This is a genomic window from Streptomyces sp. WM6386, assembly GCF_000972385.1.
Lineage (GTDB): Bacteria > Actinomycetota > Actinomycetes > Streptomycetales > Streptomycetaceae > Streptomyces.
Genome location: NZ_JXTE01000003.1, coordinates 204523 through 212763, shown reverse-complemented (window position 1 = coordinate 212763; position 8241 = coordinate 204523). Strand labels below are relative to the sequence as shown.

Sequence of the window (8241 nt, the reverse complement as noted above, 5' to 3'; positions counted from 1 at the left end):
CTGGGTTGATAGGCCGGATCTGGAAGCACGGTAACGTGCGGAGGTGACCGGTACTAATAGGCCGAGGGCTTGTCCTCAGTTGCTCGCGTCCACTGTGTTAGTTCTGAGGCAACGACTGTTGCCGGCTTTAGAGCAGAACGCATAACAAAAAAGTGTGCTTGTTCGCTCGAAACCATTAGGGTTTCGGTGGCCATAGCGTGAGGGAAACGCCCGGTTACATTTCGAACCCGGAAGCTAAGCCTTACAGCGCCGATGGTACTGCAGGGGGGACCCTGTGGGAGAGTAGGACGCCGCCGAACAATCTTTGGAAGGACCCCTGGTCCCAGCGTTCAGCTGGGACCAGGGGTCCTTTTGTTTTTACAATGTTTGCAGTACCGAGATTTGCAGTACCGAGACAGGAGTCACCCATGTCCACCAACTCTCCCGACGACCGACCGGAGCGCGACCAGCGGCGACGGGACAGTGGTGACCGCAACGACCGCGGTGACCGAGGCGGATACCGCGGCGGTGACCGTGGCGACCGCGGTGGCTTCCGGCGCGACAACGACCGCGGTAACGACCGAGGCGGCGACCGAGGCGGCTTCCGCCGTGACGACAACCGGGCTGGCGACAACCGGGGTGGCGACAACCGGGGTGGCGACAACCGGGGCGGTGGCTACGGCCGACGCGACGACCGTGGCGACCGCGGTGGTTTCCGCCGTGATGACAACCGTGGCGGCGACAACCGCGGTGGCGGCTACGCCCGACGAGACGATCGGCGTGATGACCGCCGTGAGGGCGACCGCGGACCCCGTCCGGCCTTCCGCCGGGACGACCGTCCCAGTGGGCCGCGTCGGGACGACGGTGACCGCGGTTTCCGTCGGGACGACGATCGCGGACCTCGTCCCGCAGTCCGTCGGGACGACCGTGACCGTGGGGAGCGCCGTGAGGGCGACCGCGGACCTCGTCCGGCCTTCCGTCGCGATGACAACCGTCGCGATGACAACCGCGGCGGCGAAAGCCGTGGCGGTGGCTACGGCCGGCGTGATGACCGCCGTGGCGACGACCGCGGGCCGCGTCCGGCGTTTCGCCGTGATGACAACCGTGGCGGCGACAACCGCGGTGGATTCGATCGGCGCGACGACCGTCGTGACAGTGACCGGGGCGGCTTCCGCCGGGATGACCGTGACCGCGGCGGATTCCGGAACGACGACCGCGACCGTGGCTTCCGTCGCGACGACCGGGGCGAGCGCGGTGGTGACCGTGGCGGCTTCCGTCGCGATGACAACCGTGGCGGCGACAACCGCGGTGGCGGCTACGAGCGTCGCGACGACCGGCGTGATGACCGCCGTGGCGATGACCGCGGGCCGCGTCCGGCGTTCCGTCGGGACGACCGCCGTGGCGATGACCGCGGGCCGCGTCCGGCGTTCCGTCGGGACGACAACCGCGGTGACGACCGCGGGTCCCGTCCGGCGTTCCGTCGGGACGACAACCGTGGCGATGACCGCGGGTCCCGTCCGGCGTTCCGTCGGGACGACAACCGTGGCGATGACCGCGGGTCCCGTCCGGCGTTCCGTCGGGACGACAACCGGGGCGACGACCGCGGGCCGCGTCCGGCGTTCCGTCGGGACGACAACCGGGGAGGAGACAGTCGCGGAGAGCGTGGTGGCTTCCGTGGCCGGGACGACCGGGGTGACCGCGGACCGCGTCGGGACGACCGAGGCGGCCGTCCTGGAGGGGCCCGTGGGGACGACCGCGGTGGCCGTCCCGGAGGGTTCCGTGGGCGCGACGACCGGCGTGACGACAGCCGTGGTGGATACGACCGCGGAGACGACCGGCGCGGTGGCGGCCGTTTCCGTGATGAGCGGGACAGGGACCGCGAGCCGATCAAGAGGCTGCCGATCCCCGAGGACGTCACGGGCGACGAGATCGACAAGGACGTCAGGCAGGAGCTGCAGAGTCTCCCGAAGACGCTCGCGGAGGACGTCGCCAAGAACCTGGTGATGGTCGCCCGGCTCATCGACGAGGACCCCGAGGGCGCGTACGCCTACTCCAAGATCGCTCTGCGGCTGGCGTCGCGTGTCGCCGCCGTACGGGAGGCGGCCGGATTCGCGGCGTACGCGAACCAGAAGTACTCCGAGGCGCTCGCCGAGTTCCGGGCCGCGCGGCGGATGACCGGCGGTGTGGAGTTGTGGCCCATCATGGCCGACTGCGAGCGTGGCCTCGGGCGGCCGGAGAAGGCGCTGGAGATGGCCGGGGCGCCCGACGTGAACAAGCTGGACAAGGCCGGTCAGGTCGAGATGCGGCTCGTCGCGGCCGGTGCCCGGCGTGACCTGGGGCAGCTGGACGCGGCCATCGTGACGCTGCAGAGCCCCGAGCTGGCCTCCAACTCCGTACAGCCGTGGACGGCGCGTCTGCGATACGCGTATGCCGACGCCCTGCTCGCCGCAGGCCGGGAGGACGAGGCACGGGAGTGGTTCGCGAAGGCCGTGGAGTCCGACAAGGACGGCAGCACGGACGCCTCGGACCGGCTCGCCGAGATGGACGGTGTCGATTTCGTCGACGCGCTCGGTGAAGAGGGCGACGTCGAAGCCGAGGGCGTTTCCGAGAAGGTGGAAGCGGAAGCCGAAGCGGACGTCGCCGAAGCGGACGACGTGGAAGCGGACGACGTGGAAGCGGACGTCGCCGAAGCGGACGACGTGGAAGCGGACGAGGACGACAAGGACTGACGTCCGTAAGTGACAAAGGGCGGGATCCCGTTGGCGGGATCCCGCCCTTTGTCGTTTTACGACGGCTCAGAGTTCCAGCGCGCGCAGCACCAGGCCCGACGCCGGCTTGGGGCCGAACGACGTCGACTTGCGGGGCATCGTGACGCCCTGGCGGGCCAGGTCGCGGACGACCTCCTCGCGGACCGGGTGCATGAGGACGGCCGTACCACCGTCGCGCTCCGCTTTGCGGACCGTGGCGGCGGTGTCGTGGATGTAGGCGATGCGGGTGGGGTCGTCCTCGGGGACGTGCCAGACGTGGTGGAGGAGGGTGGCGTGCAGGACCGTCGCGTCCAGGGTGCGCCAGGCCGCGGGACGGTCCGTGGGGACCGTGCGGGCGAGGAGGTCCTGGTCCGGGCGGTCGATGAGGTGGAAGGCGCCGTCTCCGGCGAGCAGGAAGGCGTTGCCCGCGCAGGCCGCGTCGGCGAGGGCGTCCAGGGCCTCGGTCAGGGGGACGTCGAGACGGCGTATGCGGAACAGACCCTCGAGTGGAGCCAGGGCGTCCGCTGTCGGCAGGCCGTGCAGAAGGCGGTGGATGGCGCGGACGCGGAGGGGGTAGCGGGCCGTGTCGACCAGGAGGACGAGACCGTGGTCCCAGGGGCTGGGGGAGGGGTGCTCCGCGCGTAGACGGAGGGACGTCGCCCAGCGGTGATGGCCGTCGGCGATGAGTGCCTGGTGGCGGGCGAGGTCGGTCTGGATCGCGGCCAGGTCGGCGGGGTCGGTGATCGCCCAGAGGCGGTGGCGGTAGCCGTCCTCGGTGGTGGTGGCCAGGAGTGGCTCCTGCTCGGCCGTGCGTTCGACGACGGCTGTCGTGTCGGCCGGGGAGCCGTTGCCGCGGTACGTGAGGAGCAGGGGCTCCAGGTTCGCGGAGGTGGCGCGCATGAGGGCCGCGCGGTCGGCGACCACGTGCGGCATGACGTCCTCGTGCGGCAGGACCACGCCCTCCGACGGATCCGACAGACGCAGGGTGCCGATGACGCCGCGTTGGAGCATGCCGTCGGTCGCGCGTTGTTCGTAGACGTACAGGCCGGGATCGGGGTCGGCGGTCAGGACGCCCTCCGCGAGCCAGCGGCGCAGGGTGTCGGCCGCCTGTTCGTTGCGGGCGGTGGGAGTGATCGCCTGGGGCAGGATCAGTCGGACGATGTTGTGCGGGTCCGCGGACTGGAGATGGACGACGCCGTCGGGGCGTACGACGACGTCGTACGGCGGGGACGTCACGGCCGCGAGGCTGCCGACCCGGTCCGGGTCGTAACGAAGGCCTCGGAACGGGGTGAGTTCCAGGCCCCGGCGCGCCATTGCTTCCGAGTGACCTGCGGTGTTCATCCCGGCATCGTACGTGTGTCAGTGGCGTGAGGGATGATCGGGGGAAAGCCGTCGAGCGAGGAGCGATGTGGAATGAGCCAGAGCGTCAGGACGAGGCCCGAGGGCAGTGGCCAGGCCCTGAGCGAGGCGTACGACACCGCGCTGCTCGACCTCGACGGGGTGGTGTACGCGGGTGGGAACGCGATCGTGCACGCCGTCGAGTCGCTGGCCACGGCTCGGGCCGGCGGCATGCATCTCGCGTACGTCACCAACAACGCGCTGCGGACGCCGGACACCGTCGCCGAGCATCTGACGGAGCTGGGGATACCGACGGAAGCCGGTGACGTCATCACCTCGGCTCAGGCCGTCGCGCGGCTCATCAGTGAGCAGGTGCCCGCGGGGGCGCGGGTGCTGGTGATCGGCGGGGAGGGGCTGCGGGTCGCGCTGCGGGAGCGGGGGCTGGAGCCTGTCGAGTCGGCCGATGACGATCCGGCCGCGGTGGTGCAGGGGTTCGGGGGCCCGGATCTGCCGTGGGGGCGGTTCGCTGAGGCTTCGTACGCCGTCGCGCGCGGGGTGCCGTGGTTCGCGTCCAACACCGATCTGACGATTCCCAGCGGGCGCGGGATCGCGCCGGGCAACGGGGCGGCGGTGGAGGTCGTGCGGATCGCGACCGGGGCCGAGCCGCAGGTCGCGGGCAAGCCGTTGCCTCCCATGCACCGGGAGACGATCCTGCGGACCGGCGCCGAGCGGCCACTGGTGGTCGGGGACCGGCTGGACACGGACATCGAGGGCGCGTTCAACGGGGAGGTCGACTCGCTGCTCGTCCTGACCGGCGTGACCGACGGGGCGCAGCTGCTGGCCGCGCCACCACAGCACCGGCCGACGTATGTCGACGCCGATCTGCGCGGCATGCTCACGGGGCAGCCCGAAGTCACCGAGGTGGATGGGGGTTTCCGGTGCGGTGGCTGGACGGCGACGGCCGCTGCCGCGCGGCTGGAACTGGAGGGTGAGGGTGAGGCCCTGGACGGGCTGCGGGCGCTGTGTGCGGCGGCGTGGACGGCGGCCGGTGCGGGAACGTGCGAGCTGGACGGCGGGAAGGCACTCGCGCGGCTGGGCCTGTGAGGGGGCGCCTGGTGCCCACCCTGTGAACCCGCGCAGCGGGATCGTGGCTCAATCCGAGGGTAGGCTAACCTAACTGCGTGTTGGTCGACAGTCCTCCCGAACAGCGCGCGGAGACCGCCCCCGCGCCCCCAACCCGCCGGGCGATACGTGCCCTTGGGTTGCTCGTGTCCGTCGCGATCCTGGTGCTCGTCGCCTTGGCGAGCATCGCGATCGGGGCGAAAGAGCTGTCGATGGGGCAGGTGTGGCACGGCCTGTTCGAGGACTCGGGGACGTACGGCGATGTCGTCGTCACCGAGCGGCTCTGGCGGACCCTGCTGGGTCTGCTGGCCGGTGCCGCGCTCGGTCTGTCCGGCGCGGTCCTCCAGGCGCTCACCCGTAATCCGCTGGCCGACCCCGGACTGCTCGGCATCAACGCGGGTGCGTCCGCGGCGGTCGTCACCGCCATGACGTACTTCGGTGTCACGAGCCTGACCGGCTACGTCTGGTTCGCCTTCTTCGGCGCGGCGGCGGTCGGGGCGCTGGTGTGGTTCCTCGGCGGCAGCCGGGGGGCGACGCCGGTGCGGCTCGCGCTCGCCGGCACGGCGATCAGTGCCGCGCTCTACGGCTATCTCCAGGCCGTGATGATCACGAACGAGGCCGCGCTCGGCAAGATGCGCTTCTGGACGGTGGGTTCGCTGTCCTCGGCCAGCGAGTCGACCATCCTGCAGGTCCTGCCGTTCCTCGCGGTCGGCACGCTCCTCGCTCTCGCGCTCGCCCGGCCGCTCAACGCCATGGAGATGGGCGACGACACCGCCAAGGCTCTCGGCGCCAACCTCAACCGCACCCGGGCGCTGTCGATGCTCGCCGCCACCGTGCTGTGCGGGGCCGCGACCGCCGCCTGCGGACCGATCGTGTTCGTCGGCCTGATGGTGCCGCACGTCGTGCGCTCCTTCACCGGGCCCGACCTGCGCTGGATCATGCCGTACGCGACCGTCCTGTCGCCCGTGCTGCTGCTCGGCGCCGACGTCATCGGCCGGATCGTCGCCCGGCCCTCCGAGCTTCAGGTCGGCATCGTCACCGCGATCCTCGGTGGCCCGGTCTTCATCTTTCTCGTACGACGGCGGAGGACGGCGCAGCTGTGAGGACCAACCGTGCCATCAGGACGCCCGGCGGGCTGTCGGTCCGCCTCGACGTCCGTGCCTTCACCGTCGTACTCCTGCTCCTGGCTGCCGCGCTCACCGCGAGTGTCGTGCTCATCGGCACCGGCGACTTCCCGATCCCGGCCGGCGACGTGCTCAAGACGCTGCTCGGCAACGGGAACGCGGGCCAGGAGTTCATCGTCAACGAGCTGCGGCTGCCCCGGGTCCTCGTCGGGCTGCTGGTCGGTGCCTCGCTCGGGCTCGGCGGCGCGCTGTTCCAGGCCGTGTCCCGCAACCCGCTGGGCAGCCCGGACATCCTCGGCCTGGGACAGGGGGCGACGGCCGGTGCGCTCGTGATGATCGTGCTGTTCTCCGGGAGCGCGGCCGAGGTCACCGTCGGGGCGCTGGTGGGCGGTCTGGTGGCCGGGCTCTCCATCTATCTGCTCGCGTGGAAGCAGGGTGTGCACGGATACCGGCTGGTGCTGGTCGGCATCGGTGTGTCCGCGATCCTCACGGCGGTCAACGGCTATCTGCTGACCGTGTCCGACATCGTTGACGCGGCCCGGGCGATGGTCTGGATGACCGGCTCGCTCAGCGGCCGTGACTGGGATCAGGTGTGGCCGCTGCTCTGGCTGTGCGCCCTCCTCGTACCGCTCGTCCTCGCCAACGCGCGCGGGCTGCGGATGATGGAGATGGGCGACGACGTGTCGAACGCCCTCGGTGTGCGCGTGGAGCGGGTGCGGGGGCTGCTGATGATCGCCGCAGTCCTGCTCACCGCGTCCGCGACCGCCGCCGCCGGTCCGGTCAGCTTCGTGGCGCTCACCGCGCCGCAGCTCGCCCGGCGCCTGACCCGCTCGCCCGGACCGAACCTGCTGCCCTCGCTGTGCATGGGCGCCGCCCTGCTGGTCGGCGCCGACTGGATCTCGCAGAAGGTCTTCGGCGCCGACCAGATGCCGGTGGGCGTGGTCACCGGTGTGCTCGGCGGTGTCTATCTGCTGTGGCTGCTGGTCACCGAACGGAAGGCGGGCCGGATATGAGCGGCTCGCGGAAGCCGGACAGGAGCGGCTCGGCGAACAACAACACCCGGGCGAACCAGAACACCCGAAGGAGCACCGTGAACCGCCTCTCCGCCGAGAACGTCACCCTCGCCTACGACCAGCGCGTCATCGCCGAGCAGCTGTCGGTGGAGATCCCCGACAACTCCTTCACCGTGATCGTCGGCCCGAACGCGTGCGGCAAGTCCACGCTGCTGAGGGCGCTGTCGCGGATGCTGAAGCCGAACCAGGGGCGGGTGCTGCTCGACGGGCAGGTCATCCAGTCGATGCCCGCGAAGAAGGTCGCGCGGACCCTGGGCCTGCTGCCGCAGTCGTCCATCGCGCCCGACGGGATCTCCGTCGCCGACCTGGTGGGGCGCGGGCGCTATCCGCACCAGGGCATCCTGCGCCAGTGGTCGACCGAGGACGAGCGGGTCGTGCAGGAGTCGATGGCGCAGACCGGTGTCGTCGAGCTTGCGGACCGGTACGTCGACGAGCTGTCCGGCGGTCAGCGCCAGCGTGTGTGGATCGCGATGGCGCTCGCCCAGCAGACCCCGCTGCTGCTCCTGGACGAGCCGACCACCTATCTGGACATCCAGCACCAGATCGACGTACTCGACCTCTGTGCCGAGCTGCACGAGGAGCAGGGCCGCACGCTGGTGGCCGTTCTCCACGACCTCAACCACGCCGCCCGGTACGCCACGCATCTGATCGCCCTGAAGGAGGGCAGCGTCATCGCCGAGGGGGCGCCGAACGACATCGTCACGGCCGAGCTGGTCGAGGCGGTCTTCGGGCTGCGCTGCCAGGTCATCGCCGACCCGGAGACGGGGACGCCGCTCGTGGTGCCGGCGGCGCGGAAGGCGCGGGTGGAGGACAGGAAGACGGACGTGCGGAAGGCGGCCGCCGCCGAGGTCTCCTGAG

General features: G+C 70.9%; 6 protein-coding genes, 2 rRNA genes and 1 pseudogene. 8 read left to right on the top strand and 1 reads right to left on the bottom strand.

Annotated elements, in window-relative coordinates; translation table 11 throughout:
* From TN53_RS03285 to TN53_RS46710, 4 genes and pseudogenes are all read left to right on the top strand, one after another.
* A 23S ribosomal RNA gene (locus tag TN53_RS03285) occupies positions 1-77 on the top strand; the annotation flags it as partial.
* Between the two features lie 105 nt (positions 78-182).
* Positions 183-299 (top strand): 5S ribosomal RNA (rrf, locus tag TN53_RS03280).
* Positions 300-362: 63 nt separating this feature from the next.
* Positions 363-1334, top strand: a pseudogene (locus TN53_RS49450) (hypothetical protein); the annotation flags it as partial.
* 540 nt (positions 1335-1874) lie between these two features.
* Positions 1875-2708, top strand: a complete 834-nt coding sequence (locus TN53_RS46710) for a tetratricopeptide repeat protein (RefSeq protein WP_107080537.1) — start codon at positions 1875-1877, stop codon at positions 2706-2708.
* Between the two features lie 66 nt (positions 2709-2774).
* Here the strand turns inward: TN53_RS46710 and TN53_RS03260 are convergent, their stop codons facing one another.
* On the bottom strand, positions 2775-4067 hold the full coding sequence (locus TN53_RS03260; RefSeq protein WP_046256769.1) for a DUF1015 domain-containing protein: 1293 nt from the start codon (positions 4065-4067) through the stop codon (positions 2775-2777).
* Positions 4068-4139: 72 nt separating this feature from the next.
* Between TN53_RS03260 and TN53_RS03255 the strand changes: the two genes are divergently transcribed.
* The 4 genes from TN53_RS03255 to TN53_RS03240 all read left to right on the top strand — a co-directional run bounded on the left by TN53_RS03255 (position 4140) and on the right by TN53_RS03240 (position 8240).
* Complete coding sequence (locus TN53_RS03255) at positions 4140-5168, top strand: HAD hydrolase-like protein (RefSeq protein WP_046256768.1); 1029 nt, start codon at positions 4140-4142, stop codon at positions 5166-5168.
* 77 nt (positions 5169-5245) lie between these two features.
* Positions 5246-6289 (top strand): FecCD family ABC transporter permease, encoded by a 1044-nt coding sequence (locus TN53_RS03250; RefSeq protein WP_046256767.1) that lies wholly within the window; start codon positions 5246-5248, stop codon positions 6287-6289.
* Complete coding sequence (locus TN53_RS03245; RefSeq protein ID WP_046256766.1) at positions 6286-7323, top strand: FecCD family ABC transporter permease; 1038 nt, start codon at positions 6286-6288, stop codon at positions 7321-7323. Before TN53_RS03250 ends, TN53_RS03245 begins: the two co-directional genes overlap by 4 nt.
* Positions 7320-8240: an ABC transporter ATP-binding protein gene (locus TN53_RS03240; RefSeq protein WP_046256765.1), complete on the top strand. Its 921-nt coding sequence runs from the start codon at positions 7320-7322 to the stop codon at positions 8238-8240. Before TN53_RS03245 ends, TN53_RS03240 begins: the two co-directional genes overlap by 4 nt.
* Position 8241 lies beyond the last annotated feature (1 nt).

Coding starts and splice junctions, on each gene's coding strand:
- TN53_RS03255 (WP_046256768.1), top strand. CDS start 4,140: ATGAGCCAGAGCGTCAGGACGAGGCCCGAGGGCAGTGGCCAGGCCCTG.
- TN53_RS03240 (WP_046256765.1), top strand. CDS start 7,320: ATGAGCGGCTCGCGGAAGCCGGACAGGAGCGGCTCGGCGAACAACAAC.
- TN53_RS03260 (WP_046256769.1), bottom strand. CDS start 4,067: ATGAACACCGCAGGTCACTCGGAAGCAATGGCGCGCCGGGGCCTGGAA.